Consider the following 14,141-nt stretch of genomic DNA (forward strand, 5'->3'; position numbering starts at 1 on the left):
CAGACGGTAGGCAGAAAAGGTTTACGAACGGTTCACCATGTTCATTAACTGGCTTGCGAGCCCTGAATGCAGCGCCTATCAACCCCATAGGCGGTAGAGGAGTAGGATATGGCCGGGCTTTATTTGGAAGAGTTCGTCGTCGGCCATGTCTTCCAGCACACGCTGCGCAAGACCGTCACGGAAAGCGACAACATGCTGTTTTCGGTGATGACGCTGAACCCGCAGCCACTGCATATCGACTTCGATTTTGCCGCCAAGAGCGAATGGGGCAAGCCGCTTGTCAACTCGCTGTTCACGCTCGGCCTCATGATCGGCATCTCGGTCAACGATATCACTGTCGGCACCACGGTCGCCAATCTCGGCATGAAGGAAACGGTGTTTCCGCACCCGGTCTTCCATGGCGACACCATCCGTGTCGAAACGACAGTGATTTCGGTGCGCGAGTCCAAGTCGAAACCCGACCGCGGCATCGTTGAATTCGAACATCGCGCCTACAATCAGAACGGTGATCTCGTCGCTAAATGCACGAGGCAAGCGATGATGCTGAAGAAGGCCGCCTGATGCGTTCGCTGTTGTTCGTCCCCGGTGATTCCGAGCGGAAACTGGAAAAGGGTTTTGGCGCCGGCGCCGACGTGGTCATCGTCGATCTTGAGGATTCCGTGGCGCCGCACAACAAGGCGCTGGCGCGCGAAATCGCGGCGCGCGTCATCGCCGAACGCAGGGCGCAAACCGGCTCAGTGATCTATGTGCGCGTCAACGATCTGTCGACCGGCATGACGGATGACGATCTGGCTGCTGTTGTTTTAGCCAGGCCCGACGGCATCATGCTGCCAAAATCAAACAGCGGCCTGGATGTGCAGCATCTCTCGGCAAAGCTCAGGGTTCACGAGGCCGAAAGTGGCCTTGCCGACGGCGCGATCAAGATCCTTCCGATCATTACCGAAACCCCGGCAGGCGTGCTGGCGGCGGCCACCTATGCCGGGACAAGCGCACGGCTTGCCGGTCTCACCTGGGGCGCCGAGGATCTGTCGGCGGCGATCGGTGCGCGCACGGCACGCGACGAGCGTGGCGGCTACACCGACGTGTTCCGCCTGGCCCGCACCATGACCATCCTTGCCGCGGGTGCGGCGGAGGTTGCGGCGATCGACACCGTCTTCCCGAATTTTCGCGACATGGCCGCCTTCGAAGCGGAATGCGCCGAGGCCGAACGCGACGGCTTCACCGGCAAGATGGCGATCCACCCCGATCAGGTGCCCGTCATCAACGCAGCTTTCACGCCTTCGGCCGAAGCCTTGAGACAATCGGCGGCAATCGTCGCGGCTTTCGCGGCTGCGGGAAATCCCGGCGTCGTCGGCATCGACGGCAAGATGGTCGACCGCCCGCATCTGCGGCTCGCCGAAAGGCTTCTGGCGCGGGCCAAGGCGGCCGGGATTTCAGTTTAGTCGCGCGCCAGCACGATGATCCGGTCCTCCGGCAGGTAGGCCAGCGCTTCCGACCTCAGCGGGTTGACTGTGACGCCCCCCAGTGCCCGCTGGTCGGCCTCCCCGGCGCGGATGCGCCGGTAACCTATGGCGATCTCACCGCGCAACCGCGCCGATTCCGCGATCGTCCAGAAGGTCAACGGCTTGTTGATGTCGACATAGTCGGCGACCGGGCGCATGTAGATTTCGGAGCCCTTCTCGTCGAGCAGGTCGTCGAAGATCGCGGCGAGGTACTGGTTCTCGGACGCCTGCGCCAGCATAAGGCTGACCAGCCTGTTGCTGACGACGAAATCATCGGCCTTGGTCACTGCCGCAAGCTCTCGGTTGCGCACGTCGATCATCTCGCTGACGACGTTGATGTGTTGCCCGCCATCATCCGCGATCTTGCGCAGGTGCAGCAGCGTCACCAGCGTACGCGTGTCGGCGGGCTGCGCTGCCATGGTTTCGCTGTAGCCGAGGACCAGCACGTGGTCGTAGGAAGGCACGTCCAGGCTTGCCAGCGCGGTGCTGCTCGACGTGTCGGTGATGCGGCAGGAAACCGACAGATTGTCGCCGGCGACCGGCAGTTCGGCAACTTCCTGCTCGAGACTGGGCGTATCGGCGGCGATGGTCAGGATCGAACCAGGCGCGACATAGCGTGACAGTTCATAGGTGATGATCGGACCGCGCCGGTTCCAGCCGAGGACCAGCGTGCGCTCCGGCTTCGTCTCGATAGGCCGCGGGCCGAGGATCGCCGCCGCGTCGATCTTGATCGAGGTGCTTCCCAGCTTTATCGCCGCATCGTCCTCGGCGACGATGATGGCGCGGATTCCCTTGCGGATGATCTGGTTCGACGGCGGGTTGAGATAGACGCGCCCCTTGCGGTCGCAAAGCCCGATCAGCGCGCAGTGCTCATACGCCATCACCGCCTCGCCGAAGGTCTTGCCGGTGAGCTCCGGTTGCTCTGTCGTGTAGATTTCGCAGCCGTCGAAATCGAGTAACTCCGAATAAACGCTGCTAAGACCGGACTGCCGGCTCGAATGCACGACGATGCGCGAGATCAACTGGTCGGCCAGCACGAGTTGCACCTCGGCTCCGCCGACGACGCGGGCGACCTCGGCGTTCTTGCCATCGCGGATCTCGGCGGCAATGTTGTAGGGGTCGGTGCGCCGGTTCGGGTCGTTGGCCAGCGCCAGCACCGTCTTGATGACCTGCGAATCCGGATCGTCGCCGTCCGGCGACAGCACGATAACCGACCGCGAGGTCTGCGGATTGACGATGGCAAGATCGTAGAGATCGGTCGGGTCGCCGCTGCGGCAGATGATGCGCGTGTTGCCCAGTTTGCCGACCTTGGCCGCGATCTCGTCCTCCATCTCGACCTTGTCCATATTGGCCATGACGACGATGCGCGGACGGCGGCGGCTGGCATTGGCAATGACAAGTTCGGAGATGACATCGAAGATCGACGGCGACCAGTTGAGGATGATGGTGTGATCGGTCTCCAGCACCCGCGAACGGCCCTTGCGCAACTCATCGAGCTTGCTGTCGACGCCGGCGCTAAGCACGCCGATGAGAGCCGACACGACGAAGATGCCGGCAAGCGTGACAAACAGCATGACGAGACGGAAGGCCCAGCCCGTGTCGCCGCCCATCGTGCCGGAATCGAGCGTGCGCATCAGCGATTCCCAGAACGCTTCGAAAAAGTTCAACGGCTCGCCGCCCTCCGGAGCGATGCGGGTCACCGCAAGGAAACCCGCCGCGGCGATGATGATCAGCAGCGACAGAACGGCGAGCCAGCCGATCAGCGCGATCGGGCCGGCGGCCATGCTCTTGTCGAATCCGTAGCGCAGCCGGGTTCCCAGCGAATCTCGTTTCTTCATGTCGCCGGTGCCCCGCAATATCCCCAAGGTCGATGCGCCAACCCCAACGCATCGCCGAAGCCGCTCTCTTAGCGTGTGTTTAATTAAAGGGGAATCGCTTTCGCGTGTTCACGGCTATGCAATCCACGGTGATTGGGAACCTGCCACACGCGCCTGGTGAGCCGATCGCGTTCCTGAACCGGCTCACGACGGCACTGGATGGCTTCCCGGCAAGATCACGGTTCAACACCGCCCTCACGCCGTCAGTCAAGGCGATGAGAGACGGCAATCGTCGCGGTGGGAAATCCTGGCGTCGTCATCGATGCACGGACACGCAGAACTATTACCAGACCAGCGGAACCAGGCGGTAGCGAACTTGGGCCGCATAGTTGTCATACCCTCGCAGGCCTGTCCGAAGCGTTCTCTCTTCGATGAATATGCGAACGGCCAAGAGAGCGACGAACACGAGCACCGATGCCAGCCCCCACCAGGAGCCAAGCAGGAGCGCCGTACCGGCGAAGAAGAAAATAGCGCCGGCATACATCGGATGACGGACGTAGCTATAGGGACCAGTGCTGATCACACGCTGTCCGCGCTCGTCCTGGATCTTCACGACGGGCGCGGCGAAACTGTTCTCCAGCATGGTAAGGTAGCAGATCCAGATTCCGAGCAGAAGGACCAGCGCGCCGATCGCACGCACCCAAACGGGAACCGCGGACCAGCCGAAACGAAAGTCGAACCCCATCAGCGCCTGCCAACCAAAGATAGCGGCCAGCAGTACGGTCAACAGGACCTTGTCGGCCGCTGTCTGGTTCTTCTGGATGGGTGGGCCTAGCCGCTCATTCATCAGCCCGGGATCGCGCCAGGCCAACGCCACACCCATGGTGAGGCTGAGCCCCACCATCACCACCAGGAACACCCACGCCCCCGGCCAGTTCAGCGTGCCAGCCGACAGGAAGAGCAAGGCACCCATAACGCCAAACCACACGAACGTCTGGAGAATCAACTTCGAGATCATGACTACCTTCCGCGATACGCCCCGCCAGCTTGGTCAAACTAGACCATCGGTCTATTATACCGACCGATGGTCTGCTGTTCAAGCGAACTTCGACATCGTACTGGACGGCAACGGCCATCGCGTGCAGAAGGTTTGGTCATGCCCCGTGTCATCAAGCATCCGGAAATCAGGCGAGAAGAGCTTCTGGACCACGCCCAGGCCCTGTTCCTGACGCTTGGCTATGAAAAAGCCAGCCTCAACGAGGTCATCACAACTGCCGGCGCGTCCAAAGGCGCTTTCTATCACTACTTTCCTTCCAAGGAGGCCCTTCTGGAAGCGCTTGCCGAGCGCTTCGCCAGACAGGCACTGGCTGGCGTGCAAGACGTGCTCGACGATCCCGGCCTCGATCCGCTCGGCCGCCTGAATGGGCTGCTTGCCCAGTCGCGGCGGGCCAAGATCGATACCGCGCCCGAAGCCTGGGCTCTTTTCGAGACGCTGTTTCGACCCGACAACCTGGTGCTTTTCCACCGTATCAATCTGGCGGCCAGCGCGTCGTTTACGCCCTTGCTGGTCAAGATCATCAGGCAAGGTGTCGAAAACGGCACCTTCAGGACATTCGACCCGGAAGGCGTCGCCGATATCGTCATGCAGTTCGGCATGGCCACGCATGGCGTTATTGCCAAGGCGATCGCCGGCGGCAGCGACGCCGACATGGACGTCGCGATCGAAGCCCTTGAGAATCGGGTCAGGCTCTACGAGATCGCGCTCGACCGCATACTCGGCCTCCCCGACGGAAGCATTTGCATTGGCGAGCCCGGCTACGTGCGCGCCGTCATGACAGCCAGGCGGCGAACGAATAGCGGCAAGGCGCAATGACTGCAGGCCTGGGTGTTTAGTCCTTGTCCCAGCGCGGCCGACGCATCGGAAACACCTCGTTGACGCTGGCATAGTCCATGTAGCCGAGACGGGCGACATTGCCGGCCTTGGTGATGTCGAAGAGGCCATCCTTCAGGAAGGCGTCGTCGATGTGCACGCCGACCACTTCGCCGGCGACGACGACAGCGCTCGTCGGCGATCCGTCCAGCGCCTTTGGCCGAAAGACTTCCGTCACCCGGCATTCGAGCGCGGCCGGTGCTGCCGCCACGCGCGGTGGCGCGACGAGGCGTGACGGAGCCATGGCAAGATCTGCATAGGCGAACTCATTGACGCCGCGCGGCGCGTCGACGGACGTGCGGTTCATTTTCTCGGCGAGATCGCGGCTGACCAGATTGGCGACAAACTCGCCGGTTTCCTGCGCGAAGGTGGCGCTGTCCTTTTCGCCTTCGGAGGAAAACCAGACGATGAAGGGCCGCGTCGAAAAGGCGTTGAAGAACGAGTATGGCGCGAGATTGATCTCGCCGGCCCTGTTCAGCGTCGATATCCAGCCAATCGGACGCGGCGCCACGATCGCCTTCGAAGGATCGTGCGGCAGCCCGTGGCCCTTTGAAGGTTCGTAGAACATTTCAGCCCGCCCATGGCCCCGAATAATCGGCATAGAGCTTCGCCGGATCGGGCCGGGGCCGCTCCGGCGCCGGGCCGGCGTAGGAGCCGATATGGACGAAGCCAATGACGCGCTCCTGCGGTGCCAGCCCCAGCAGCGCCCTGCCCTCGGGCACATCCGAATACCAGTTGCTGATCATATTGGTACCATAGCCCAAAGCATTGGCTGATATCATCAGGTTCATCGCCGCCATGCCGCCTGACAGGAACATCTCCCATTGCGGGATCTTTGGATTCTCCCTGGGGATCGACACCACGCCGATCACCAGCGGCGCACGCGAGAACCGCGCCAGTTCCTGGTTGCGGCGGCCTTCCGGTAACGGCCCCTCCCGTTGCTCGGCAAGCGCAGCCAGTTGTCTGCCGATCTCGACGCGGGCGTCGCCGCGATAGATGATGAAGCGCCAGGGTTCGAGCCGGCCATGGTCGGGCACCCGCGAGGCAGCAGTGATCATCGTTGCGATCTCCGCATCGCTCGGCGCCGGCTCCTTCAATTCAGGGATCGGTGCGGAGTTTCGGGTCAGCAGGAAGTCGATGATCGGCGACGCCATGGGCGCAAGTCTCCTAAAACACTCTGTTTTGAGCTGAAGCGCACCATCGGGAATTCGGGCGGCTCGGGCAATAGCGCGGGGCGCGCCGGACGGAAGAGTCGTATCAGTTGGACTCTTAAGCCTTGAAATTGCCACCGCCATGGGCTTCAACGCAAGGCATGTTTGAGGGGACACTGCGTCTTTTCCTGGTCTGGTTGGTCGCCTTGCTGTTCATGGCGCCGGTTTCGCTCGCCATGGCACAGAACGCGGATGGCGTTGGCAATCTCAAGCTTCCCGGAATTTCGAGCTACGCGACGCCGAAAAGCGAGAGGTCGCTGGCGCTCGGCAGCGCCGGCGCCATTACCCTGTCCGCCCAATTGACCGACAAGGGCGCCGACATCACCCGTGGCATCGTCTGGCGCGTCTTCAAGCCCGAGGCCGTCAACGGCAAATTGCCGATGGTCGCCTCCTCGCATGGCGGCACCGCCGTCTTCCAGCTCGAACCCGGCAGTTATCTGGTTCATGCCTCCTATGGCCGGGCCGGCGCTACCAAACGCATCACCGTCGTCGGCAAGGACGCCAAGCGCGAAAGCCTCGTGCTCGACGCCGGCGGCCTCAAGCTCGACGCGGTTCTGTCCGGTGGGGTGCGCATTCCACCGAAGAACCTGCGCTTCTCGATCTACGAAGGCACCGCCGCGCCGAATGGCGAGCGCGCGCTGATCATTCCCGATGTCGAACCCAACAGTGTCGTGCGGCTCAACGCCGGCACCTACCATGTCGTCTCGACTTATGGCGCGGTCAACGCGGTCATCCGCTCCGACATCCGCGTCGAGGCCGGCAAGCTGACCGAAGCCACCGTCGAGCATCATGCCGCCGAGATCACGATGAAGCTGGTGCGCGAAAGCGGTGGCGAGGCGATCGCCGACACGTCCTGGTCGCTGCTCAACGAATCCGGCGATCCGATCAAGGAATCCGTCGGCGCCTTCGCCTCGATGGTGCTCGCCGAGGGTGACTACACCATCATCGCCAAGAACCGCGACCGCATCTACCAGAAGGATTTTACGGTCGTTGCCGGACAGAACCAGGAAATCGAGGTTCTGGCCACCGAGGCCGCGGCGATTGATCCTGAAGAAGGTGCTGATTAACCGTCCGCCGCAGGCTTGCCGACTTCAGGCCGCCAGCTTGTTCCGTGCCGGCAGGAACGGAAGCCGGCGACGCGCCACGTTTGGCGCCAGGTCAAAGACGCCGCGATAAAGGCGGTCGAGCAATGCCTTGCGGTCACGCAGTGGCTCCAGTTCGCTCCAGCCCAACACATCGCCGACGCGAACCTCGATCGCCTTGCCGGACAATCGCGCGAATTCGCGGATGAGCAGCGACGTGCGCAGCGTCAGCGACGCCTTGCCGACGAATTTCGCCAGGCGGCCATCGCTCTCGGCCATGTTCATCGGGCCGCTGACCAGATGGAACAGCCGGCCGTTCTGTCCGGAAAAATGCAACGGAATGACCGACGCTTTGGCATCCTGGACGAGGCGGGCCGGAAACATCTTCCACGGAAGGTCGCGCGCCCGGCCAAAGCCCTTCGGCGCGGTGGCGACGCCGCCGGCCGGAAACACCACGATGGTGACGCCCTCTTTCAAAAGCCGAACCGCCTCGTGGCGTACGGCCATGTTGTTCTTCAGCGCGTCCTTGGTCTCTGAAAAGTCGATCGGCAGCGAATACGGCTCCATCTCGCGGATCTTGAGCAGATCCTTGTGGATCATCACCCGGAACGGACGCCTCAACTGCTCTGCCAGCGACAGCACGGCAATGCCGTCGCCGATGCCGAACGGATGGTTGGCCACAATCACCAGCGGTGTATCCGGCAATTGCGCCGGCGGCCATTGATCCGCTGTCCGCACCCGGACGTCGATCAGGTCGAGCATGCGGCTGAAAACGCGCTCGCCGGTCGGCACGACCTGGCGGCGCCAGAAATCATAAAGCGCGGTGTAACGGTCGCGACCCGACAGGCCCTCGATCGAATGAATGAACCAGCGCGTCAGCGCCGGTTGGCGCGGATTGGCATAGGAAAGCTCGGGAAAGGACCGTTCGCGCAATTTCAGCTTGAGCATGAGGGCTCGTTACAAGGTTGGCGTGACAGGGACATGAAAATGGCGGTGGATCGCTCCACCGCCATGTCGTCGGGACCATGCAGATCAGGCAGCGCGCTTGCGCCTGCGGTCCGGCGTGACCGCTTCTTCGGTCAATTGCGCGATCGCTTGGGCAAGGCCAAGCGATTCCTGGTCGCGCGAGCCCAGCCGACGCATGTTGACCGTCTGCTCCTCCGCCTCGCGCTTGCCGCAGACGAGGATGACCGGAACCTTGGCCAGCGAGTGCTCGCGGACCTTGTAGTTGATCTTCTCGTTGCGCAGATCCGCCTCCGCCAACAGTCCGGCGGCCTTGAGCTTTGCCACCACCTCGGTCGCATAATCGTCGGCGTCCGACGTGATCGTCGCCACCACCACCTGCAGCGGCGCGAACCACAGCGGGAAATGACCGGAATAGTTCTCGATCAGGATGCCAAGAAAACGCTCCATCGAACCGCAGATGGCGCGATGCACCATGACAGGCTGCTTCTTCTCCGAATCCGAGCCGATGTAGAAGGCGCCAAACCGTTCCGGCAGGTTGAAGTCGACCTGCGTCGTGCCGCACTGCCATTCGCGGCCGATGGCATCCTTCAGCACATACTCGAATTTCGGCCCGTAGAAGGCACCCTCGCCCGGGTTGATCGAGGTCTTGATGCGATTGGCGGACCGCGTCCTGATCGTCTCCAGCACGCTGCCCATAATCGCCTCGGCGTGGTCCCACGCCTCGTCTGTGCCGACGCGCTTGTCCGGCCGCGTCGACAGCTTAACGCTGATCTCGTCGAAACCGAAATCGGCATAGGTCGACAGGATCAGATCGTTGATGCGCAGGCATTCCGACGCTAGCTGCTCCTCGGTGCAGAAGATATGCGCATCGTCCTGCGTGAAGCCGCGCACGCGCATCAGCCCGTGCAGCGCGCCCGATGGTTCGTAGCGATGTACATTGCCGAATTCTGCAAGCTTTACGGGAAGATCGCGATAAGACTTCAACCCGTGCTTGAAAATCTGCACATGGCCCGGACAGTTCATCGGCTTCAGTGCAAAGACGCGGTCGTCGTCGGTATCGTCACCAGCAACCGTCACCTTGAACATGGCGTCGCGGTACCAGCCCCAATGGCCCGAGGTCTCCCACAGGCTCTTGTCGAGCACCTGCGGCGCGTTGACCTCCTGGTAGCCCTGCTCGTCAAGCCGGCGGCGCATGTAGTTGACCAGGTTCTGGAACATCTTCCAGCCCTTGGCGTGCCAGAAGACGACGCCCGGCCCCTCTTCCTGGAAATGGAACAGGTCCATCTCGCGGCCGAGTTTCCGGTGGTCGCGCTTCTCGGCCTCCTCCAGCATCGTCTGGTAGGCATCGAGCTGCACCTGGTCGGCCCAGGCCGTGCCGTAGATGCGCGTCAGCATCGGATTGTTGCTGTCGCCGCGCCAATAGGCACCGGCAACCTTCATCAGCTTGAAGGCATTGCCGATCTGCCCGGTCGAGGCCATGTGCGGCCCACGGCAAAGGTCGAACCAATCGCCTTGCGCATAGATCTTGAGGTCCTGATCCTCGGGAATGGCGTCGATCAGTTCCAGCTTGTAGCGCTCGCCCTTGTCGCCAAACACTTTTTTCGCCTTGTCGCGCGACCAGACTTCCTTGGTGAACGGCTTGTTGCGCGCGATGATCTCGCGCATCTTCTTCTCGATCACCGGGAAATCGTCGGGCGTGAAGGGCTCGTTGCGGGCGAAATCATAGTAGAAGCCGTTCTCGATCACCGGCCCGATGGTCACCTGCGTCCCCGGCCACAGTTCCTGCACAGCTTCCGCCAGCACATGTGCGGTGTCGTGGCGGATGAGTTCCAGCGCGCGCGGGTCGTCGCGGGTGACGATCTCGACCTTGCCGGACTTGCCCAGCGGATCGCTGAGGTCGCGCACGACGCCGTCGATGCTGTAGGCGACCGCCTTCTTGGCCAGCGATTTCGAGATCGACTCGGCAAGCCCGGCACCGGTCATCGCCGCGTCGTATTCGCGGACGGAGCCATCGGGAAATGTCAGGGAAACGGAATTCAGCATGCGGTTCTCCTATCCAGTCCCGCAAACGAGCGCGGGTGGTCAACTGCATGTCGTTCAGAGTGAGCAACGCTTTGGGCGACATGCATGGCGGTAAAGCCGGATGCGTCCGGCGGCGGGCGGGTTTTAGAGGCAGCGCCGCGCCAGGTAAAGAGCGCTGATCGGCCTGCCGTCAGGAAATGTCGCCAGAGATGTCGCAGGCCCGGTCGTCAAGGCTTGCGAATATCGCCGGCATGGCCTGGAATCCCCTCCATGGAAGATGCATCCCCCAGCCGAACCGCCCTGCGCGTCGCGCGCTTGAGGGCTCTCCATCAGATTTCACCCGAGGCGGCGCTGTTTCGCGACCCATACGCGATTGCGATTCTCGGTGAAGGTGCTCCCGCCGAGCAACAGCTTGCGCAAGAGGACGCCCACAGCCAGCGTATGCGCCTGTTCGTGGCGGCGCGCGCCCGCCTTGCCGAGGATTGGCTGGCAGCGGCGGTGCATCGTGGCATCCGCCAGCTCGTCGTGCTCGGTGCCGGCCTCGACACGTTTTCGCTGCGCAATCCTTACCCGGATCTCTTGGTGTTCGAGGTCGATCATCCGGCAACCCAAGCCTGGAAACGCAAATGTATCGCCGACGCCGGCCTGGCCGAACCGCCCACCACCACATTCGTGCCGGTCAATTTCGAGCGGCAGCGTCTGCCAGAAGAGCTGGCATCGGCTGGCTTGAAGTCAACCGAGCCGAGCTTCTTCATCTGGCTGGGGGTCGTGCCATACCTGACGAAAGTCGCGATCTTCAGCACGTTGTCCTACATCGCCACCACCCCGGGTTCGGAGGTGGTGTTCGACTATAGCGAGCCGTATGAGAATCGCGATGCGGCCGGACGGGCCGCCCTGGCCTTCTACGCGGCGCGCGTCGCTTCTGTCGGCGAGCCGTGGATCAGCTTCTTCGTTCCTGGCGAACTGGCGAAATCACTCTCTGACCTAGGATTCGATGGAATCGAAGATATCGAAAGCGGCGATATCGCCGCCCGTTTTTCCGAGGCACCAAGGCGAGCGCCGACCAACTCCGGCGGCCATATCATCCGCGCGCGTCGATCGGCGACAGCGGCAACTTGAACGTCGAAGCCGGGCTGAACCTCTGGTCGCACACACCATCCTGGTGAAGCGTTCCGCCGCTCGCGGCGTCGAGGATCAGCGTGCACTGTACATCCCCAAGCGGCGCCGATTGCGCGCGCAGCGGGAATCCCAGCAGCCACGCCAGCAGGAACAGGATCGCGGCGAAGATGAAGGGAAGACGGTCGATATTACGCATTTGATGCTCGCTCCAGAGGGGGGTCCGCGAGCGGCTTAGCGAGGTCTCTTGTCTCGATTTTGTCTCAAATGCGCAGTCTTTGTGCAGCTTCGCGTTAACCCTACCGGATCGTAAACAGAAAGCTTGTCAGGCTCGATCAGCCCTGCGCCTGGCCGCGCTTGTTGCCGATCCGCCAATACCGCCACGGTGCGAACCAGACGTAGCGATCCGCCAGCACCTCCGGCACAAGGTCGATGCCATGCGTCCCGAAGGGCCCGCAGCGCAGCACCCGGAAAAATCCCATCCAGCCGCCGGCCCACAGGCCATGGCGGGCTATCGCCTCATGCGCATATTCGGAACAGGTCGGCAGGTGCCGGCAGGAATTGCCGACGAAGCCCGACAGCGTCAACTGGTACAGGCGCACAAGCGACGTGCCCAGGAGACGGCCGGGCGTCTTGCGCCACGGGCCGGGCCAGTTGCGGCCGCGCTTTGGCGGTCCGGCAAAATGCCCATGCTGGTGGCCCACCGCAGTCTCCGCTCCAGAGCACGATCCCGAAAGTGGGAACAGGTTTTTCGGCATGCTTGATACAATCGCGTTTCCCACACGATAGATGTGGGCTTCGGCTGGAGAACGCAATCCCTTCTACCCACTCGCCATGCCATCAGGGTCGGGAACGGCGAAACCGCTGCCGGCCAGCCGAAGGCGCCCACCGATCGGGACTGGCCGGCACTTCGCGGTGCTTTGCATTCGGCCTGCCGTCACGCCATTGGAACGTTACGATCCGCATGACATCGCCAAAGATGCTCAGGATCTGGATCATGACCGTGTCTCCTTTGACACGGATTAGACCGCCGCTGGCCTTCGCCTTCAAACGAGTATAATTTCCACTTCGGATAATCTGAGGTTATGCGAATGAAGCGCGGACGCCTGCCGCTGACGGCACTCAGGAGCTTCGAGGCGGCGGGCCGGCATCTGAGCTTCAGCAAGGCCGCCGAGGAGCTCTTCGTCTCGCAGGCGGCGATCAGCCGGCAGATAAGAGAACTAGAGGTTCTGATCGGCAGGCCGCTGTTCGAGCGGCTTCATCGCAGGGTTGAACTCACGGAAACAGGGCAAACTCTCCTAACTCAGTTAACCACCAGCTTTGACGACATCGATCGCCGGCTATCACAGGTCCTCAGCAAGCCGGCCCAGAGCCCGTTGCGGGTCAGCGTCGAACCGTCCTTTGCTGGCGAATTTCTGATACAGCGACTGAATTCGTTTCAGCAGCGCCACCCCGAGATCGACATTTCAGTCGACGCGGACTCTCGGCTCATAGAGTTTCGCGGACACGAAGCAGAAATCGCGATTCGATACGGAGCGAATGCTCGGTCTTGGCCGCGCACTCAAGCGCGGCATCTGGTCGACGTTCTGGTCACCCCGGTCCTTGCAAAGGAATTGCTCTCGTCGGGCGTCCCTCTGACATCGCCGGCCGACCTGCGGCACTATACCTTGCTCCATGACTACAATCGCGACGGCTGGGCGACATGGTTTCAGGCTCTGGGCCTTCCAGATCTCGCCCAGCAGAGAGGACCACTTTATACGGATGCAGCGCTTGCCATGCAGGCCGCGAAATTGGGGCACGGCGTCGCTTTGGGCGACCGCATCCTGAACGGCGCAGATCTTCGGGCCGGTCTCTTGATTCGTCCATTTGAGATGGAAATCCCTTATGGCGCATATTGGCTTGTCGCGCCTGATTTCCACCGCCTCAGCCGACAGGCGGAGATTTTTGCGGACTGGCTTGTCGAAGAGCTCCGCGGGACCGAGGGATAGCGAAGTCTAGGCCGCTTCTTCGGCGCGCTTCTTCTCGATCTGGCCGATCGCATCGACCACGGCGTCGAAAGTCAGCATGGTCGAGGCATGCCGCGCCTTGTAGTCGCGCACCGGTTCCAGATATTTCAGGTCCGCGAAGCGGCCGTCAGGCGGGGCGCCATTTTCCTTCAGCATCTTCAGCATGGTGTCGCGCACCGCGCGCAATTCCTCGGCACTTGCGCCGACGACATGCTGCGCCATGATCGAGGATGACGCCTGGCCGAGCGCACAGGCCTTCACGTCGTGGGCGAAGTCGGTGACCACGCCGTCCTCCATCGTGAGGTCGACGGTGACGGTCGAGCCGCACAGCTTGGAACGCGCCTTTGCGGTCGCGTCAGGACGGTCGAGGCGGCCGATGCGGGCGATGTTTCCGGCAAAACCGAGAATTTTCGCATTATAGACGTCGTTGATCATTATTTTCCAATCCGTCGCCGCCAAGCGAACAGCGATTGCCGCTGCCGTGTCTTC

General features: G+C 62.2%; 14 protein-coding genes and 1 pseudogene. 6 read left to right on the forward strand and 9 right to left on the reverse strand.

The window, feature by feature from the left end; translation table 11 throughout:
- Positions 1-108 precede the first annotated feature (108 nt).
- Both AC0ZT5_RS04785 and AC0ZT5_RS04790 read left to right on the forward strand, forming a co-directional pair.
- Entirely contained in the window at positions 109-561 is a 453-nt protein-coding gene (locus AC0ZT5_RS04785) for a MaoC family dehydratase (RefSeq protein ID WP_027045910.1), read from the forward strand.
- Positions 561-1,442, forward strand: a complete 882-nt coding sequence (locus tag AC0ZT5_RS04790) for an HpcH/HpaI aldolase/citrate lyase family protein (RefSeq protein WP_488495479.1) — start codon at positions 561-563, stop codon at positions 1,440-1,442. Before AC0ZT5_RS04785 ends, AC0ZT5_RS04790 begins: the two co-directional genes overlap by 1 nt.
- Here AC0ZT5_RS04790 and AC0ZT5_RS04795 read toward each other — a convergent pair.
- Positions 1,439-3,340: a CASTOR/POLLUX-related putative ion channel gene (locus tag AC0ZT5_RS04795; protein ID WP_488495480.1), complete on the reverse strand. Its 1,902-nt coding sequence runs from the start codon at positions 3,338-3,340 to the stop codon at positions 1,439-1,441. The genes AC0ZT5_RS04790 and AC0ZT5_RS04795 overlap by 4 nt on opposite strands.
- 322 nt (positions 3,341-3,662) lie before the next feature.
- Complete coding sequence (locus AC0ZT5_RS04800; protein ID WP_488495481.1) at positions 3,663-4,337, reverse strand: methyltransferase family protein; 675 nt, start codon at positions 4,335-4,337, stop codon at positions 3,663-3,665.
- A gap of 138 nt (positions 4,338-4,475) precedes the next feature.
- Between AC0ZT5_RS04800 and AC0ZT5_RS04805 the strand changes: the two genes are divergently transcribed.
- Positions 4,476-5,192, forward strand: a complete 717-nt coding sequence (locus tag AC0ZT5_RS04805; RefSeq protein ID WP_488495482.1) for a TetR/AcrR family transcriptional regulator — start codon at positions 4,476-4,478, stop codon at positions 5,190-5,192.
- Positions 5,193-5,208: 16 nt separating this feature from the next.
- Here AC0ZT5_RS04805 and AC0ZT5_RS04810 read toward each other — a convergent pair whose 3' ends face one another.
- Both AC0ZT5_RS04810 and AC0ZT5_RS04815 read right to left on the reverse strand, forming a co-directional pair.
- Entirely contained in the window at positions 5,209-5,817 is a 609-nt protein-coding gene (locus tag AC0ZT5_RS04810; RefSeq protein ID WP_488495483.1) for a flavin reductase family protein, read from the reverse strand.
- Position 5,818: 1 nt separating this feature from the next.
- The gene (locus tag AC0ZT5_RS04815) at positions 5,819-6,403 is read right to left on the reverse strand and encodes a nitroreductase family protein (protein WP_477289066.1); all 585 of its coding nucleotides are present in this window, start codon (positions 6,401-6,403) and stop codon (positions 5,819-5,821) included.
- Between the two features lie 158 nt (positions 6,404-6,561).
- On the opposite strand from AC0ZT5_RS04815, the gene AC0ZT5_RS04820 reads away from it, so the two are divergent.
- The gene (locus AC0ZT5_RS04820) at positions 6,562-7,527 is read left to right on the forward strand and encodes a hypothetical protein (RefSeq protein ID WP_488495484.1); all 966 of its coding nucleotides are present in this window, start codon (positions 6,562-6,564) and stop codon (positions 7,525-7,527) included.
- A 24-nt stretch (positions 7,528-7,551) separates the two neighbouring features.
- Here the strand turns inward: AC0ZT5_RS04820 and AC0ZT5_RS04825 are convergent, their stop codons facing one another.
- Together AC0ZT5_RS04825 and thrS are read right to left on the reverse strand one after the other, a co-directional pair.
- Complete coding sequence (locus AC0ZT5_RS04825; protein WP_488495485.1) at positions 7,552-8,490, reverse strand: lysophospholipid acyltransferase family protein; 939 nt, start codon at positions 8,488-8,490, stop codon at positions 7,552-7,554.
- An 84-nt stretch (positions 8,491-8,574) separates the two neighbouring features.
- On the reverse strand, positions 8,575-10,551 hold the full coding sequence (gene thrS / locus AC0ZT5_RS04830) for a threonine--tRNA ligase (protein ID WP_488495486.1): 1,977 nt from the start codon (positions 10,549-10,551) through the stop codon (positions 8,575-8,577).
- 249 nt (positions 10,552-10,800) lie between these two features.
- Between thrS and AC0ZT5_RS04835 the strand changes: the two genes are divergently transcribed.
- Positions 10,801-11,649, forward strand: coding sequence for an SAM-dependent methyltransferase (locus AC0ZT5_RS04835; RefSeq protein WP_488495698.1), 849 nt, complete (start codon positions 10,801-10,803; stop codon positions 11,647-11,649).
- Here the strand turns inward: AC0ZT5_RS04835 and AC0ZT5_RS04840 are convergent.
- Positions 11,627-11,845 (reverse strand): annotated as a pseudogene (locus AC0ZT5_RS04840) (class D beta-lactamase); the annotation flags it as partial. The gene AC0ZT5_RS04835 and the pseudogene AC0ZT5_RS04840 overlap by 23 nt on opposite strands.
- Before the next feature lie 136 nt (positions 11,846-11,981).
- Positions 11,982-12,404, reverse strand: a complete 423-nt coding sequence (yidD, locus tag AC0ZT5_RS04845) for a membrane protein insertion efficiency factor YidD (protein WP_488495487.1) — start codon at positions 12,402-12,404, stop codon at positions 11,982-11,984.
- Positions 12,405-12,737: 333 nt separating this feature from the next.
- On the opposite strand from yidD, the gene AC0ZT5_RS04850 reads away from it, so the two are divergent.
- The gene (locus AC0ZT5_RS04850) at positions 12,738-13,634 is read left to right on the forward strand and encodes a LysR substrate-binding domain-containing protein (RefSeq protein ID WP_488495488.1); all 897 of its coding nucleotides are present in this window, start codon (positions 12,738-12,740) and stop codon (positions 13,632-13,634) included.
- 6 nt (positions 13,635-13,640) lie between these two features.
- On the opposite strand, the gene AC0ZT5_RS04855 is transcribed toward AC0ZT5_RS04850, so the two are convergent.
- Positions 13,641-14,087, reverse strand: a complete 447-nt coding sequence (locus tag AC0ZT5_RS04855; RefSeq protein WP_488495489.1) for an iron-sulfur cluster assembly scaffold protein — start codon at positions 14,085-14,087, stop codon at positions 13,641-13,643.
- Positions 14,088-14,141: the final 54 nt, after the last annotated feature.

This window comes from Mesorhizobium sp. CNPSo 4670 (genome assembly GCF_057784235.1).

Bases quoted from the DNA above. Each gene is read 5' to 3' on its own strand.
- AC0ZT5_RS04785 (WP_027045910.1), top strand. From the start codon at position 109: ATGGCCGGGCTTTATTTGGAAGAGTTCGTCGTCGGCCATGTCTTCCAG.
- AC0ZT5_RS04790 (WP_488495479.1), top strand. From the start codon at position 561: ATGCGTTCGCTGTTGTTCGTCCCCGGTGATTCCGAGCGGAAACTGGAA.
- AC0ZT5_RS04795 (WP_488495480.1), bottom strand. From the start codon at position 3,340: ATGAAGAAACGAGATTCGCTGGGAACCCGGCTGCGCTACGGATTCGAC.
- AC0ZT5_RS04800 (WP_488495481.1), bottom strand. From the start codon at position 4,337: ATGATCTCGAAGTTGATTCTCCAGACGTTCGTGTGGTTTGGCGTTATG.
- AC0ZT5_RS04805 (WP_488495482.1), top strand. From the start codon at position 4,476: ATGCCCCGTGTCATCAAGCATCCGGAAATCAGGCGAGAAGAGCTTCTG.
- AC0ZT5_RS04810 (WP_488495483.1), bottom strand. From the start codon at position 5,817: ATGTTCTACGAACCTTCAAAGGGCCACGGGCTGCCGCACGATCCTTCG.
- AC0ZT5_RS04815 (WP_477289066.1), bottom strand. From the start codon at position 6,403: ATGGCGTCGCCGATCATCGACTTCCTGCTGACCCGAAACTCCGCACCG.
- AC0ZT5_RS04820 (WP_488495484.1), top strand. From the start codon at position 6,562: ATGTTTGAGGGGACACTGCGTCTTTTCCTGGTCTGGTTGGTCGCCTTG.
- AC0ZT5_RS04825 (WP_488495485.1), bottom strand. From the start codon at position 8,490: ATGCTCAAGCTGAAATTGCGCGAACGGTCCTTTCCCGAGCTTTCCTAT.
- thrS (WP_488495486.1), bottom strand. From the start codon at position 10,551: ATGCTGAATTCCGTTTCCCTGACATTTCCCGATGGCTCCGTCCGCGAA.
- AC0ZT5_RS04835 (WP_488495698.1), top strand. From the start codon at position 10,801: ATGGAAGATGCATCCCCCAGCCGAACCGCCCTGCGCGTCGCGCGCTTG.
- yidD (WP_488495487.1), bottom strand. From the start codon at position 12,404: ATGCCGAAAAACCTGTTCCCACTTTCGGGATCGTGCTCTGGAGCGGAG.
- AC0ZT5_RS04850 (WP_488495488.1), top strand. From the start codon at position 12,738: ATGAAGCGCGGACGCCTGCCGCTGACGGCACTCAGGAGCTTCGAGGCG.
- AC0ZT5_RS04855 (WP_488495489.1), bottom strand. From the start codon at position 14,087: ATGATCAACGACGTCTATAATGCGAAAATTCTCGGTTTTGCCGGAAAC.